Annotated in this window: 12 protein-coding genes; 7 read left to right on the top strand and 5 right to left on the bottom strand. The window is 71.8% G+C overall.

Annotated elements, in window-relative coordinates:
* The first annotated feature begins 63 nt into the window (after positions 1-63).
* Positions 64-1,650, top strand: coding sequence for a glutamine-hydrolyzing GMP synthase (guaA, locus tag AC4D2O_RS13100; protein WP_490907786.1), 1,587 nt, complete (start codon positions 64-66; stop codon positions 1,648-1,650).
* A gap of 93 nt (positions 1,651-1,743) precedes the next feature.
* A complete protein-coding gene (locus AC4D2O_RS13095; protein WP_490907785.1) occupies positions 1,744-5,832 on the top strand; it encodes a DUF4011 domain-containing protein in 4,089 nt (1,362 codons plus the stop codon).
* 124 nt (positions 5,833-5,956) lie between these two features.
* Here the strand turns inward: AC4D2O_RS13095 and cpaB are convergent, their stop codons facing one another.
* The 3 genes from cpaB to AC4D2O_RS13080 all read right to left on the bottom strand — a co-directional run bounded on the left by cpaB (position 5,957) and on the right by AC4D2O_RS13080 (position 7,869).
* Positions 5,957-6,634: a Flp pilus assembly protein CpaB gene (cpaB, locus tag AC4D2O_RS13090; protein WP_490907784.1), complete on the bottom strand. Its 678-nt coding sequence runs from the start codon at positions 6,632-6,634 to the stop codon at positions 5,957-5,959.
* A 182-nt stretch (positions 6,635-6,816) separates the two neighbouring features.
* Complete coding sequence (locus tag AC4D2O_RS13085; protein ID WP_490907783.1) at positions 6,817-7,137, bottom strand: FmdB family zinc ribbon protein; 321 nt, start codon at positions 7,135-7,137, stop codon at positions 6,817-6,819.
* 84 nt (positions 7,138-7,221) lie between these two features.
* Entirely contained in the window at positions 7,222-7,869 is a 648-nt protein-coding gene (locus AC4D2O_RS13080) for a 5-formyltetrahydrofolate cyclo-ligase (protein WP_490907782.1), read from the bottom strand.
* Between the two features lie 56 nt (positions 7,870-7,925).
* On the opposite strand from AC4D2O_RS13080, the gene galU reads away from it, so the two are divergent.
* The 4 genes from galU to AC4D2O_RS13060 all read left to right on the top strand — a co-directional run bounded on the left by galU (position 7,926) and on the right by AC4D2O_RS13060 (position 11,886).
* On the top strand, positions 7,926-8,828 hold the full coding sequence (gene galU, locus AC4D2O_RS13075) for a UTP--glucose-1-phosphate uridylyltransferase GalU (protein ID WP_490907781.1): 903 nt from the start codon (positions 7,926-7,928) through the stop codon (positions 8,826-8,828).
* A gap of 15 nt (positions 8,829-8,843) precedes the next feature.
* A complete protein-coding gene (locus tag AC4D2O_RS13070) occupies positions 8,844-9,473 on the top strand; it encodes a GNAT family N-acetyltransferase (RefSeq protein WP_490907780.1) in 630 nt (209 codons plus the stop codon).
* Between the two features lie 258 nt (positions 9,474-9,731).
* Positions 9,732-10,547 carry a hypothetical protein gene (locus AC4D2O_RS13065; protein WP_490907779.1) on the top strand — a complete coding sequence of 272 codons (816 nt, stop codon included), beginning with the start codon at positions 9,732-9,734 and terminating at the stop codon, positions 10,545-10,547.
* 61 nt (positions 10,548-10,608) lie between these two features.
* A complete protein-coding gene (locus tag AC4D2O_RS13060; protein ID WP_490907778.1) occupies positions 10,609-11,886 on the top strand; it encodes a phosphotransferase in 1,278 nt (425 codons plus the stop codon).
* On the opposite strand, the gene AC4D2O_RS13055 is transcribed toward AC4D2O_RS13060, so the two are convergent.
* Together AC4D2O_RS13055 and AC4D2O_RS13050 are read right to left on the bottom strand one after the other, a co-directional pair.
* The gene (locus tag AC4D2O_RS13055; RefSeq protein ID WP_490907777.1) at positions 11,883-12,773 is read right to left on the bottom strand and encodes an alanyl-tRNA editing protein; all 891 of its coding nucleotides are present in this window, start codon (positions 12,771-12,773) and stop codon (positions 11,883-11,885) included. The two genes, AC4D2O_RS13060 and AC4D2O_RS13055, sit on opposite strands and share 4 nt — an antisense overlap.
* A gap of 78 nt (positions 12,774-12,851) precedes the next feature.
* Entirely contained in the window at positions 12,852-13,334 is a 483-nt protein-coding gene (locus tag AC4D2O_RS13050) for an Lrp/AsnC family transcriptional regulator (RefSeq protein ID WP_490907776.1), read from the bottom strand.
* A 165-nt stretch (positions 13,335-13,499) separates the two neighbouring features.
* On the opposite strand from AC4D2O_RS13050, the gene AC4D2O_RS13045 reads away from it, so the two are divergent.
* Positions 13,500-14,741: an MFS transporter gene (locus AC4D2O_RS13045; RefSeq protein ID WP_490907775.1), complete on the top strand. Its 1,242-nt coding sequence runs from the start codon at positions 13,500-13,502 to the stop codon at positions 14,739-14,741.
* The last annotated feature ends 160 nt before the right edge of the window (positions 14,742-14,901 follow it).

Raw genomic sequence — 14,901 nt, 5'->3', positions numbered from 1 at the left:
ACCGGGCGTCACGCCCCCTCGGGTGATGTGCGACGGCGGGTGCCCGCGGACTATTGTTGGTGGGTGACTACCCCCGAGAACGGCTCCGAACAACGTCCTGTCCTCGTCGTGGACTACGGCGCGCAGTACGCGCAGCTGATCGCGCGCCGCGTCCGTGAGGCGGATGTGTACTCCGAGATCGTGCCGCACACGCTCAGCACGCAGGAGATCCTCGCGAAGAACCCCTCGGCCATCATCCTCTCGGGCGGCCCCTCCAGCGTCTACGCGGAGGGCGCGCCCCGCATCGAGCGGGACCTGTTCAACGCCGGAGTGCCCATGCTGGGCATCTGCTACGGCTTCCAGGCCATGGCCAGCGCGCTCGGCGGCACGGTCGCGAAGACCGGCCTGAGGGAATACGGCTCGACCGACATCACCTCGGACGGCGCGTCCCGCTCCATCCTCGAGGGGACCCCCGAGCATCAGAACGCGTGGATGAGCCACGGTGACAGCGTGCAGGCCGCTCCGGACGGCTTCGAGGTCCTCGCCAGCACGGCCGGCGCCCCGGTCGCGGCCTTCGCCAACGAGGACAAGGCGCTCTACGGCGTGCAGTGGCACCCGGAGGTCAAGCACTCGCAGCACGGGCAGGCCGTCATCGAGAACTTCCTGTTCCGCGGCGCGCGCCTGGATCCGAACTGGACCACGCGCAACATCCTCGAGGAGCAGGTGGAGCGCATCCGCGAGCAGATCGGTGACGCGCGCGTCATCTGCGGACTTTCCGGAGGAGTCGATTCCGCCGTCGCCGCCGCGCTCGTGCAGCGTGCCGTCGGCGACCAGCTCACCTGCGTCTTCGTGGACCATGGACTGCTGCGCGAGGGCGAGGCCGAGCAGGTGGAGCGCGACTTCGTAGCCGCTACCGGCGTGAAGCTCTACGTCGCCAACGAGCAGAAGCGCTTCCTCGAGGCCCTGGCCGGAGTGTCGGACCCCGAGACGAAGCGCAAGATCATCGGCCGTGAGTTCATCCGTGCCTTCGAGGAGGCCGAGCGCGCCATCATGCGCGAGGCAGAGGCGGAGGGCGAGCCCATCCGATTCCTCGTGCAGGGCACGCTGTACCCCGACGTCGTCGAATCCGGCGGTGGCGAGGGTGCGGCCAACATCAAGAGCCACCACAATGTGGGCGGGCTGCCGGAGGACCTGCAGTTCGAGCTCGTCGAGCCGCTGCGCACGCTCTTCAAGGACGAGGTGCGCGCCGTCGGCGCGCAGCTCGGACTGCCCGCGGAGATCGTCGGACGCCAGCCGTTCCCCGGTCCCGGACTCGGGATCAGGATCGTCGGGGACGTCACGGAGGAGCGTCTCGCGCTCCTGCGCAAGGCCGATGCGATTGCCCGCGCCGAACTCACGGCCGCCGGACTCGACAGCGAGGTCTGGCAGATGCCCGTGGTGCTGCTCGCCGATGTCCGCAGTGTGGGCGTCCAGGGCGACGGCCGCACGTACGGGCACCCCATCGTGCTGCGTCCCGTGTCCAGCGAGGACGCGATGACCGCTGACTGGTCGCGCCTGCCGTACGACCTCCTCGCACGGATCTCCAACCGGATCACCAATGAGGTGGACGGCGTCAACCGCGTGGTGCTCGACGTGACGAGCAAACCGCCGGGAACCATCGAGTGGGAGTAGGCGGAACCGGGAGGGACGTCGAACCCCCTCCCATCCGCCCGGGCCGCGTTGCTATCCGCGGGGTCCGACCGCTTTTCGGATAGCTTGGAAGACATGCCAATCTGGTCGAGATCAGCACGTGACAATGCAGGGAAGAAGGCGGCCGTGCCGGAGCAGGACCAGCGGGATACGGCGGGATCCCCCGCGGAGGAGCCGCAGGGCGCGGGGTCGGGGCGGCAGCGCTCCGACGCGTCCGGCGATGCGTCGTCCGCCCAGGAGTTCCTCGTGCCCTGGCTCGAGGGCCTCGGTCCCCAGGCCACCGGGGACACGCTCCTGCACTTCCGGCCCTCGGCCGGCACGAGCATCGACCTGACCCACGCGCATCCCTCGGGGCTCGCCCAGCTCCAGGCGGGCCGACGGACGCGCCTGTCCACGCTGCTGCGCGACCCCGTCCAGTACAGCGCCGCCAAGGCCGCGGCGCGCGCCCTCCGCGCGAAGATCTTCGAGCTCGGCACCGAGCGGGGCATCGACGTCGGCTACCTCGCCGCCGGGACGGCCTCGTGGCGGTCGGTGGACGACTCGGGACGCTCCGAGACGCTGAACGCCCCCGTGCTCCTCACTGCTGTCTCCCTGACGGTGCATCCCTCGCAGGACGACTACGAGCTGCAGATCACGGAGCAGGCCCGTATGAACCCGGCACTCGTCCGGCACCTGCGGAACGAGCAGGGCCTGCGCGTCGACCCCGTCGGTATCGCGCGCCTCGCCTACGGCACGGCGCGCTTCGATCCTCATCCCGTCCTCGAGCGCATGCGGGCGCTGAGCGAGGGCGTCCGCGGCATGTCCGTCGAACACCGGATCCTGGTGTCCACCTTCGCCGACCTCGCCGGAGTCAAGGGTGATCCCGCCCTGAACCCCGACCATCCCGTCCTCGCCGCCCTGGTGGGCGCGGCAAGGGGAGACGCCGACGCGGCGTCGGCCCTCGCCGGTGCGGCCGACGGTCTGCAGTTCCCGCCCGCCGACGAGCGGGACCCCGCCGAGGAGATCCTGGTCCTCGACGCTGACAGGGCCCAGCAGGACGTCCTCGATCTCGCCTCCGCGGGCGTAAGCCTCGTGGTGGCGACACCCCCCGGGACGGGCCAGACCCAGACCGCGCTGAACGTCGCCGCCCGGGCCGCGGCCGCCGGCCGGCGGGTGGTGGTCGCGGCGGAGCGCCGCGGCACCCTCAACGAGTTCGTGCAGGACCTCGACGGGCTGAACCTGGGCTCGCTCGTGCTCCAGGTCGGCAGCCAGACCGGGCCGGCGCAGCTGCGCGAAGCCGTCATCCGTGCCCTTGTCCGCAACGAGAAGGCTGTCGAGCCGCAACTCGGGACGCTCCACTCCACGCTGACCGGGCACCGCCACCAGCTCACGGAGCACGTACGGAGCCTCCACGACATCCGCAGCCGCTGGGGATGCTCGCCCTACCAGGCCATGCAGTCGCTCGCCGGACTCACCGCCCTCGATCCGGCGCCGTCCACCACCGTGCGCCTGAAGCGGAGCGTCCTCGACTCCATCACGGACCGCGCGGAGCTCACCGAGCGCCTGCGGCGCGCCGCCGAGCTGGGCAGCTTCAGCAAGGCGTCGACGCAGAGCCCCTGGTACGGGGCCCAGCTGCTCAACCGCAAGGAGACCGAGCACGCGCACGGCCTCGCCGAGCAGCTCGCCACCGAGATCCCCGGACTCCGGAACGAGGTGCAGCGCGTCGCCGAGCACTCCCACATCACGCTGGGCGGGACCTTCCGGGAGTGGGGCGAGCAGCTCGAACTCCTCGTCGCGGTCCGCGCCAGCCTCGACAAGTTCACGCCGGACATCTTCGACCGGCCCGTCACCGACCTGATCTCCGCCACCGCGCCGTCCTCGTGGCGGAAGGAACGCGACATCGAGATGAGCTCCATGACGCGGTCCCGACTGCGGCGGGTCGCCAAGGAGTACATCCGGCCCGGAGTCCATATCTCCGACCTGCACACGTCCCTGCGCGAGGTTCAGCAGCAGCGCACGCTCTGGACGCGCTACGCCCTGACCGAACGCCACCCCTCCGTCCCCACGGGTCTCGCCGAGATCCACGCGTCGTACCGGGCCGTGGAGGCACGGCTCGAGGAACTGACCACGATCCTCCGCCCCACTTCCGGCCACCCGGACCTCGCGGCGCTGGACCTGGACGGTCTGGAGACCCTCCTCCGCGACCTCGCCCTCGACAAGGAGACCCTCGCCACGCTGCCCGAGCGCACGCTGCTGCTCGACGAGATGCGCGAGCAGGGCCTGGGTGAACTGCTCACGGACCTCGCCGACCGGGAAGTGCCTGCCGACCGCGTGAGGGACGAGCTCGAACTCGCATGGTGGCAGTCAGCCCTCGAGGCGATGATCAGCGGGGACGACTACCTCGCCATGTCCGACGGCGACAGCCTGCGCAAGCTCGAGGCGGAGTACCGCCTGGCGGACAACGCGCACATCGCGTCCGGCCCGGCCCGCATCCGGTGGACGCTCGGCGAGCGGTGGCGCGCCGCCGTCGAGAGCCACCCCGGGGACGCCGCCCGGCTGCGGCAGGAGCTCAAGGACGGGACCCTGACCCTCGAGGTCTTCGCGGGCCTCCACCCCGAGATCGTGGCCGCGCTCGTGCCCATCTGGGCCGTGAGCCCGCTGACCGTCCGGGGCGCCGTCCCCGAGGGGTACGCGTTCGACACCGCCGTGATCCTCGACGGCGAATCGATGTCGCTGCAGAGCGCGGTGCCCTGCATCGCGCGCGCCTCGCAGGTGGCCGTCTTCGGTGACGACCGCCTGGCCGGACCCACCCGCTTCAGCATCGAGGTGCAGTCCGCCGACCGGGCCTTCACCCTCGAACCCCTGCCCAGTGCCTTCGACGCGCTCCGCGAGGTGCTGCCCGTGCGTGGACTCACCGAGGTGTACCGCGGCGTCGACCGCGGCCTCGACACCTACCTGAGCGAGTCCTTCTACGACGGGAAGCTCTCCCGCCTCCCGCAGGCCTCCGAGGTCACCGGCAGCGGACGTGGCCTCGTGGTCGAGTACCTGCCGAACGGCACCGGCATGCCGAGCTCCGAGCACGACGGCGTCGAGAGCGTCGCCGTCGAGGTGAACCGCGTGGTCGAGCTGGTCTTCGAGCACATCCGCCGCCGCCCGCACGTCTCGCTCGCCGTCGTCACCGCCAGCGCCCGGCATGCAGCCCGCGTGGGCGAGGCGATCCGGCTGCAGATGACCGAGTTCCCCTGGGCCGCCGACTTCTTCACGCCCGGCAGGGAGGCCTTCCGTGTGGTGCCCGTGGAACGGGCGGGCGGTTTGGTCCGGGACGACATCATCTTCTCGCTCGGCTACGGCCGCACCCCCCACGGCCGGGCGCTTCACTCCTTCGGCCCGCTCTCGGGCCCGAACGGTCGCCGGAACTTCGTCATTGCCATGACACGTGCCCGACGGCTCCAGCACGTGCTGACCTGTTTCCAGCCCACGGACCTCGATCCGGACCGGCTCACCACCGGGGCCCTCGACTTCTTCGAACTGCTGCAGCGGGAGATGGGCAGTGGAACCGGGAACCCGCGGGCCCTGTCCGGCAGCAACGAGGACCCCTTGGTCGCGGACCTCGTGGACCGCCTGCGCCACCGGGGCGCCGAGGTGTGGGACCACTACGCCGGCGTCCTCGACATCGTCGCGGTGCGCCCGGCGGACCTTCGTCCGGACGGCAGCGCAGCCGCGGTCCAGGACGAGCGACCCGCGCCGCTGGCGATCGAGTCGGACGGGACCACCCGCTACGGGTCGATGTCCGTCCGGGAACGCAGCAGGCTCCGTCCGCAGGTCCTCGAACGCATGGGCTGGCGGTACATGCCGCTGTGGACCATCGAGGTCTTCACCGATCCGGACGGCTGCGCGGAACGTGCCTCCGCCGTCCTCGGACTGCCGCCGAGGGAGACCTCCCAACCCGCACGGACCCGGAAGGACGATGCACCGAAGGACGATGCACTGATGGCCAGCGACGAGCAGAAGACCGGAAGCGCGAGCGACGGAGACGCGAGCGACGATGGTCGTGAGGCCGCCGGAACCGATCAGGCCCCGGTCCTCCCGGCCACCGCCGCCGAGGACGACCCCCGGTCCTGGGGGGACACGGAGGAGAACCACGACGAGTGGCTTAAGGAGCAGCGGCCCCCGCACTGGGGCTGACCGCTCCGACGGCTCTGTCCGCTCCGACGGCTCTGTCCGCTCCGACGGCTCTGACCGGTCCGGCGGCTCTGCCCGGTTCGGCGGGTCCGGCTGGGTGACCATGCCCTGGTCGTGCCCTGACCGTTCACGGCTTGGTCGTCAGAACCAGGTGGACGTCCCCGGAGCTGGAGGCCCCCGCGAGGGCGGCAGCTTCGTCGGCACCCGCCGCGACGACGACGAGCCCCTCATCGCCGCCGGCCCCGGGCCAGGTGCCGGCGGTTCCTCCCGCGCCGGAGTCCGTCCACAGGACGGCGACCGAGCGGGCGAGAACAATCGATTCGGCCGGGGCTTCGTAGCCGTTGCCGGTGGTCAGGACCACGTCGACGAGCTGGCCGGGCACGAGGAGCTGGACGATCCCCGGGTCGGCCGGTCGGAGCGGGACGGCGACGGTGCCGGGAGGAGTGCCCGTCAGCATGCCGTCGCCCACGAGAGCGGTGGTCGGGATGGGCGACCCCTGGTCCAGGGGAGCAGCCAGCTGCTGGCCCACCAGGAGGTCCGGCTGCTCGAAAGCTCGGCCTGTAACCGCCGCCTCGGGCAGTCGGACGAGAGCGACGTCGGACTCCGCGAGCACCGTGCCGACAGGGAGATCGCGGGCAGCGGTGACCACCGTCGTCGTGGTGTAGTCGTCACCCACCAGCCCTTCCACCGCCACGCCCGCCGCGATGCTGAGGAGCAGGCACGCGAGGAGCCGCTTGCGGCGGTGCAGCAGCCTGCGGAGACGGTAGCGGACGGGGGCCTCCCGGGAGAAGCTGGTCGTGGTCATGCGCCGACCGTAGACCGGGTGCCCCCGGCCACCGCGGGGAGCCGCAGCTATGTGGACACCGGCCCGACGGCCGCACCACCCGTCCGATGAGAAGGTCCCGGTCCGCGGGAGGAAGCCGCCGGCCCGTTGGAGGGAGCCATGGTCCGCTGGGGGAGCAGGACGCAGTCTTCAGGTCGGCCCGGTCAGGACGCCGCGGCGCTGCCCGTCGAGGTCGAAGAGGCGGAGGACGTGGAGGATGCGGCCTTGGACCCGCCCGAGGAGTCGGATGCGGCCGTGGACGGCGCGGAGGAGGTCGACGGCGCGCCGGCGTCCGTGCTCGTCGTCGTCGACCGGGAGTCGTTCCGGTAGAACCCCGAGCCCTTGAACACCACGCCCACGCTGTTGAATTTCTTGCGCAGGGTGCCGCCGCACGCCGGGCACACGGTCAGGGAGTCCTCCGAGAACGACTGCTGCATGTCGAAGGCATGGCCGCAGTCCTTGCAGGCATAGGCGTACATGGGCATGGAAATCCTCCTGGACGAACTTCGTGGCCCCCGGACGGCTCTTCCGGCCGCTGCTCTTGGCACTCTCCGGGGTCGAGTGCCAGTCTACACCGACCCGCCGACCGCCTCGAAGCACTGGAGCCCCTCAGCGGTGAATACACCGCCCAGTGGCTGGTCGAAGGGTTCGGCCGGGACGGCGCCGGCCGGCAGGAGTTCCGACCGGTACACCACGCCCAGCCGGAGCGGCGTTCCGCGGGAGTCTGCGGGATGCTGCGCGAGGAAGCGGTCGTAGTAGCCGCCGCCCTGGCCGAGGCGCTGCCCCGACCGGTCGACGGCGAGGGCCGGCACGAGGATCAGGCCCACGGAGGGCACCTCCTCGAAGGGGCGCCGCGGGCCGACGGGCTCGTCGACCGGCGCGCGGACGGACCTCCGGAGCGCGGCGCCCGGGGCCCACATCACCCATGACAGCTGGTACGCCGGCTCGCATACGGGTACGACGACACCGAACCCGCGCGTGTGCAACTCATGCAGCAGGTGCTCGGTGCGCGGCTCGGGATCACGGCCCAGATAGGCGGCGATCGTCGGGTGATCCCCCGAACCGGTCGGGGCGAGGACGTCCATGGCATACTCCAGGACGGCGTCGGCGATCGACTGCGACTGGGCCTGCCGCTCGGCCGGGTCCAGCGCGGAGCGCGCGGCGCGCAGCGATGCGCGTAGAGAATGCTTTCCCGTATCACGTCCGGCGAGGCTCATCCCACCATTGTGATGGCAGCCCGGGGATCGGGCGCCCATTATGTAGTGTTGTGCCCATGACTCTGCGATCACGTGTGACGAAGGCCGTTATCCCCGCGGCCGGCCTGGGAACCCGGTTCCTGCCCGCCACGAAGGCCATGCCCAAGGAAATGCTCCCCGTGGTGGACAAGCCCGCCATCCAGTACGTCGTGCAGGAGGCCGTGGACGCCGGCCTGTCCGACGTCCTGATGATCACCGGTCGGAACAAGCGCGCCCTGGAGGACCACTTCGACCGCGTGCCCTTCATCGAGCAGACGCTCGAGGCCAAGGGCGACCACGACAAGCTGGCCGCGGTGCGCCGCCCCTCCGAGCTCGGCGACATCCACTACCTCCGCCAGGGCGACCCCAAGGGTCTCGGGCACGCCGTCCTCCGCGCCAAGCTGCACGTCAACAACGAGCCCTTCGCCGTACTCCTCGGCGACGACCTCATCGACGACCGCGACCCGCTGCTCGAGACCATGATCGCGGTCCAGGCCAAGACCGGCGGCTCCGTGATCGCGCTCATCGAGGTCGATCCCCAGCAGATCAGCGCCTACGGCTGCGCCGACATCACCGAGATCGACGGCGAGGACCACGTCCGCGTGAACCAGCTCGTCGAGAAGCCCTCCGTCGAGGAGGCGCCCTCCAACCTCGCCGTGATCGGCCGCTACGTCCTCCACCCCCGCGTGTTCGACGTCCTCGAGACCACCGAACCCGGCCGCGGCGGCGAGATCCAGCTGACCGACGCCCTGCAGACCCTCGCGGCCGCAGACGGCGAAGGCTCCGGTGTGTACGGCGTGGTGTTCCGCGGCCGCCGCTACGACACGGGCGACAAGCTGAGCTACCTCAAGGCCGTGGTGACGCTGGCCTCGGAGCGGGAGGACCTCGGGCCGGACCTCCGCGCCTGGATCAGGGACTTCAGCAAGAACCTCACGGACTAGCACGGAGCGTACGCCATGTGGTCGGCGACCAGCTGGCCCGTGAGCCTCAGGACGGGTTCCCTCGTCCTGAGGCCCATCCGCCACAGGGACAAGGCAGCGTGGACGGCGCTGAGGCACCGCAACGCCCGGTGGCTCGCGCCGTGGGAAGCCTCGAATCCCGACCCGGAAGGCTTCCTGCCCACCTACCACCAGATGGTGCGGTCCCTCACCTCGCAGGCCAGGGCAGGCACGGCACTGCCGTTCCTCATCACGGAGCAGCCCCCGGGCTCCCGTGACGCGCGGCTCGTGGGGCAGCTGACCGTCTCGGGGATCACCTGGGGATCCGCCCTCACGGCAACCCTCGGGTACTGGGTGGACGTCGAGCGGGCCGGCCGGGGCATCGCCCCGACGGCGGTGGCCCTGGCCACCGACTACTGCTTCGGGGACCTGGGCCTGCACCGGATGGAGATCAACATCAGGCCCGAGAACCGTGCCAGCCTCCGGGTCGTCGAGAAGCTGCAGTTCCGCGACGAGGGACTGCGGCCCCGGTACCTGCACATCGCCGGCCAGTGGGCGGACCATCGGAGTTTCGCGCTGACCGCGGAGGAGGTGCCGCGCGGCCTGCTGGCGCCCTGGCTCGAGAGCGGGCGATCCCACCATGGCTGAGCGGTCGGTCGAATGCCGCGGCAAGCATATTAGGCCCCGACACACCGAGCCCAATGCGGGGACGGGGCACGAAGTGCTCCTACGGTTCTAAGTGTGGTCCTCTCCCTGGATAGCTCGCTGGTGCTCGCCGCAATCGTCGGATTGTGGCTGGTCCGGGTGGCCCCTTCCGTGCTCAGGAGGACCCTACCGGCGACTGCCGAGAGCACATACCGATCGCCACGACGCGGGACCCGCCGTCCCGCAGGGAGCATGATGACCATGACCGCGCCACAGGACGATGCACGCACCACGGGATCCACGCCGGTCCCGCCCTCCCCACCGGATGAGCCCGCGGGCCTGCCCGCCGTGGCGCCCACCGGAACCCCGTCCTTCAGCCCGAGATGGGGGCGCATCGGAGTCGCGCTCGTAGGCCTGGTGGCCCTCCTGACCGCGCTGGTGACGCTCGTGCCGGCAGCGTTCGGCGTCGTCTCCCTCCTGCTCCCCGCGGTGTCCCTCGCTGTCGCCGTGGCCGCCGTGGCCGTCCTCAGGATGCTCACCGTCCGCGCCCGGCGTGCGCGCGTGGACCAGGCGTTCCTCCACGCGATGGCGCCCGACCGTGAGGCCGAGCCTGCCGGGCTCCCCGCCGCCCTTCCCGTAGCACCCGCAGCACCCCGACGGCCCACCAGCCTGTTCGACGCCGAAGAGACCGCCACGCGCCGCCTCACGCCGATGGAAATGCGCACCGCCGCCCTGGCTGTGGCGCACGGCTCGACCGTCGTGGACGTCCGGAGCGCCTCCGCGCAGGATACCGGCGCAGCAGCCACGGCCGGCACCGGCGACGCGGTCGAGCGGACCGCGCCGGAGTGGGCTCCCGTCGACGTCCCCCGACCCACCTACGTCGACGCTGCGAAGGCCGAACGCCAGGCTCCCGCACCACTGGATCTGCCCGAAGCCCCGAAGCCGATCTCCAGGACGCCCATCAAGGCGTCCGAGGCCGCTGCCCGCATCGCCGCGACGGACGACACCGCGCACGACGCCGCCCCCGCCACGGGACGGATCAACCTCGACGACGTGCTGCAGCGTCGGCGCGCCTGACAGGGCACCACATCGCAGGGGAGCCGGGTACCGGCCCCCGTAGGCATCTCCTGGGGGCCGCATGAGGGCGAGGCAGGCACGGATCGTCCGTGAGCAGGAGACCATGGCGCTCCTCGAGTCCGATGCGCCCGCGGACCTCCTGCGGAAGGCGCTCGCGGGGGCCGGCTGGGACCTCGGATCCTGGCAGCTCGCCTCCCTGCACCACCGGCCCGGAGCAGGCGTGACAGGTATCTTCTCCGTCCAGGTCCGCCCTGCCCGGCGCTCGCCCGGCCGCCGGTCCCGAGCGTCCCCGGCGCCGGCGTATGCCTGCATCACGTCCTGCGCCGTCCCGCATCCGACGGCCGGCGTCGTGGTCTTCCACCGTCGCGGGACGGACGCGCTCGCGGTGTGGGTGCATCCTGCCGATCCGCTCCTGCCGGGGCTCCCGCTCGCCCTCGATCAGGAGCGCGTGACGGCGCTCGCCTTCGGATCCGGCCACGAGCCGCGGGCGACGGTCCTCGGCCTGCGCAGCTACCGGCCCCTGCGCCGCGCCGTGGTGCTCGCCGACAACGGGGAGGAGCGCCGCTACCTGAAGGTCCTGCGACGCAACGGTGCCGGTCCACTCGCGGACAGGCACCGGATGCTGCGCGCGGCCGGTGTGCCGGCCCCCGTCGTCGCGGGGGAGCCGGTGCAGGACGTCGTCGCCATGCATCCCGCCCCGGGCACGCCGTTCGCCGACCTCCTCATGCGCGACGGCGCGGCCGACGTCGATCCGCACGCCCTCGTCGAGGTACTGGGGTCGTTGCCTCGCGCCGTCCTCTCCCTCCCCGTCCGCCCGCCGTGGGCTGCGCGCGTGCGTGACTACGGTGAAGGTGCGGTGGCCGCGCTGCCGGCGCAGGCGGCCCGGATCCGGCACCTCGCGGCAGGTATCGACGAGATGGTCCGCTCGAGCGACGGGGGTCCTCTCGTCCCCACCCACGGAGACTTCTACGAGGGCAACCTCCTGATCACGGGCGGCGCGGTGTCGGGGCTGCTGGACGTCGACGCGCTCGGCCCCGGACGCCTCGTGGACGACCTCGCCTGCTTCCTCGGGCACATCGCCGTCCTGCCGGGCCTGCACGCCGGCTACACGCACGTCCCGCAGGCACTGCTGCGGTTCCTACGGGCCTTCGACCGGAACGTCGACCCGGTGGCGCTCAGGAGCAGGGCCGCGGCCGTGAGCCTCACGCTCATCGCCGGGGCGCGGCGGAGCGGAACGGACGGCCGCGACGCCTCGGAGGCGGTGTCCCGCCTGGAGGTCGCCGAGCAGTTCCTCGAGGAGGCGCGATCGCTCGGCGCGGGCCGTGGCGGGGGAGCCTAAGCAGTCGTGGGCGCAGTCGTCGGCGCGGCCGGTACGGCGCGCGTCCGCATGAGCAGCACCGGCGTGCCGTCCGTGTCCGTCAGTTCCAGGTCAACGGTCACGTCGAGTCCCGCCAGCGAGGACAGGTGCGTGCCGCCGCACGGGATCTCCGCGCGCTCGCCCGGCAGGTCGCACACCCACCGGCGCCGGTCCGTGAGGCCCGGTCCGTCCGCCGCGATGGCGATCGTCGCGCCGGTGGCCGTCCAGGTCGCGAGCGTCGCGTTCACGGTCCGGGCCGTCGCGCCGGCGTCGAGGTCCTCGACGCTGAAACCCTTCCGGCGCAGGGACTTGCCCATCCGGTAGGTGTCGACCGATCCGAACTCGCCGATGACGGTCGTGTCGATCGCCAGGGCATCGAAGTTCGGCGCCCCGAGGGCGTCCGCGGCGACCTCCTTCCTCCAGCGGTCCTCCAGGGCCCGGTTGAGCGCCAGCGAGGCCAGATGGCACCCGGTGTGCCCGGCCGACACCGCCGCCCGGTACGCGGCGTCCACCCGTACGACGACGTCGTCGCCCTCCGCCGGCGCATCCCCGTCGGTCAGGTGCACGACGACGAACGCCCAGCCCTCGGCGCCCTTGCGGACGGGCGACTCCGTTCCGAGGTAGAGGGTGGTGCCGTCCGTCGCGCCGACCACGCAGTCGGTCACGGGCCAGCTGCCTCCCGCGGCCTCGAGTCCGCCGCGGTCGGCGCCCTGGTCGGGCCACGCGGAGTCCACGGGGTGGAACGCCGTGGTGTCCAGCAGCACGGCGTGCCGGCCGTCGTCACGGGCCTCGACGTGCAGCACGCGGGACACGGACTCGACGGCTCCCTGGGGGTAGGTCACGCGGGTATCGGTGGTGGGCAGGGCCATGTGGGTCTCCTGGACGGGTCGGGGGCAAGTCGGGCAGGTCGGGCAGGGCGGGCGGAAACCGTCACGGATCGGGTTCGCTCAGGCGTCGGCGGGGTGTTGCACGAGGCGCTCGAGCAGGGGCTCGGTGCGGTACGGGATGTGCTCGTGCAACGCGAGGACGGTCTCGGTGCGGATGACACCCTTGATCTTCAGGACCGACCGCAGGGCGGCCTGGAGGTGGTGGGTGTCCGTCGCGGCCACACGGCACCAGACGTCGCCGCGGCCGGAGATCTCGTGCACCTCGAGGACCTGGTTGAGCGTACGGAGTCCGGCGATCACGCCGTCGAGCTCGCGGTGAGCCACCTCGATGGTGATGAAGGCGACGACGTCGAAGCCGAGCGCCTCGAGATCGAGCTCGCGCCCGCCCACGCGGAGGACCCCCGCGCGGAGCAGCCGGCGGATCCGGGTCTGCGCCGTGTTGCGGGCCACCCCGAGCAGCTCACCGAGCTCACTCACCTGCGCCCGCGGATCCCGCACCAGCTCGAGGAGCAGGCGCAGGTCGAGTCTGTCCAGCTTGCTCATGAAGCTCACTTCCTGTCAGTCCACTGCACCTGAGTTGCGCACGACGCTCAAAATGTGAGCCTATGATGCGACAGGGAGTGCAATACGTTCCATCCTATAGAAGCCCGGATCCGATCCGCCCGGGGTAACGCCTACTGTTGGCGCGTGCGAGCAAGGAGAAGCGGGATGAGCGTCATCAACGAGCTGCGGATGCGGCCGACGGCGGCCGAGCGCCGCAGCTGGGACGCCTCCCTTGCCGTCCGTCTCGCGCTCGCAGTGACGGTGATCTCCACCCTGCTCGTCGGCGCGAATCTCGCCACGCCCCTCTATCCCCTCATCCAGGCTGATCTCGGGCTGACGCCCTTCGCCGTCACCGTCGCCTTCGCCTCCTACGTCGTCGCACTGATCGGCGGGCTCGTCCTTGCCGGCCACTGGTCCGACCACATCGGCCGGCGCGCCGCACTCGTCCTCGCCGTCGTCCTCGGACTGTTCGGAGCCGCCCTGTTCGCCGTCGCTACCTCGCTGCCCATGCTGGCGGCGGGGCGTGCGCTGCAGGGCGGCGCGGTCGCCCTGGCAACCGGTGCGAGCGCGGCCGCACTCCGTGATCTGCTGCCCACGCGCCCCGACTGGGCGTCCCGCTTCACCCTGATGGCCTCGGCCGGAGGCGTGGCCGCAGGTCCTGTGATCGGCGGGCTCCTCTCGCTGCTGCCGGTGCCCACCAGGACCCCCTTCCTCGTCTACCTCGTGGTTCTCGCGAGCCTGCTGGTGCCGCTGCTGCTGCTGCGCGCACGGCCCGCGATCAAGTCCGCGGAAGGGCAGAGCCCGCTCACCGCCCTGCGTCCGCGCCGGCCGGCCGTGTCGCGGGAGGCACGGCGGTCGTTCTGGACGGCGTCGTCCGTGGGGTTCCTGAGCTTCGCCGTGTTCGGCTTCACGCTGAGCCTCGCGCCCACCTGGTTCGCGGGGATCGCGGGTACGTCCTCGCGGCCGCTGATCGGCCTCCTCGCTGCCCTCGTGCTCGGGTCCTCGGCGGTCAGCCAGATCCTGTCGCCGCGCGGACGGTTCGTGGTGCCGCTGGGACTCGCCGGCATGGCACTCGGGGTCGGACTGCTGCCCGTCGCCGAGTCCACCGGCAGCCTGCCCCTGCTCGTCGGGGCGTGCCTCGCGGCCGGCTTCGGGCAGGGCATGGCCTTCCGGGTGGTGTTCAACGAGGTCTCCGTCAGGGTCGCGCCCGCGCTGCACGCCCAGACGGTCAGCGCCGTGTACGTCATCACCTATCTCGGCAGCGCCGTGCCCGTGCTGGGCCTCGGTGCCGCAGCGGGGATCTGGGGCCTGAACGCGTCGGTCACGGTGTTCGCGCTCGCCGTCGCCGGAGTCTGCGCCGCCCTCGCCACCGGATCCTTCGTCGTCCGGCTCCGCGGTGCCCGGTAGTACGCGCCCGGTAGCACGTCCGGCCCGCGCCGCCCGGTAGCAGGGCCCGGTAGCAAGGCCCGGTAGCAGGGCCCGGTAGCACCCGACGGGCCGGCCCCGACACCCGGCCGCCTTACGTCGCCCTGTCGGGCGGTCCGCGCTCTTCGGCCGGCGGACCGCT

This window comes from Arthrobacter sp. TJ-238, from assembly GCF_058269215.1.
The sequence above is the reverse complement of the archived record's forward strand: the minus strand, read 5'-3'. Positions and strand labels throughout refer to the sequence as shown.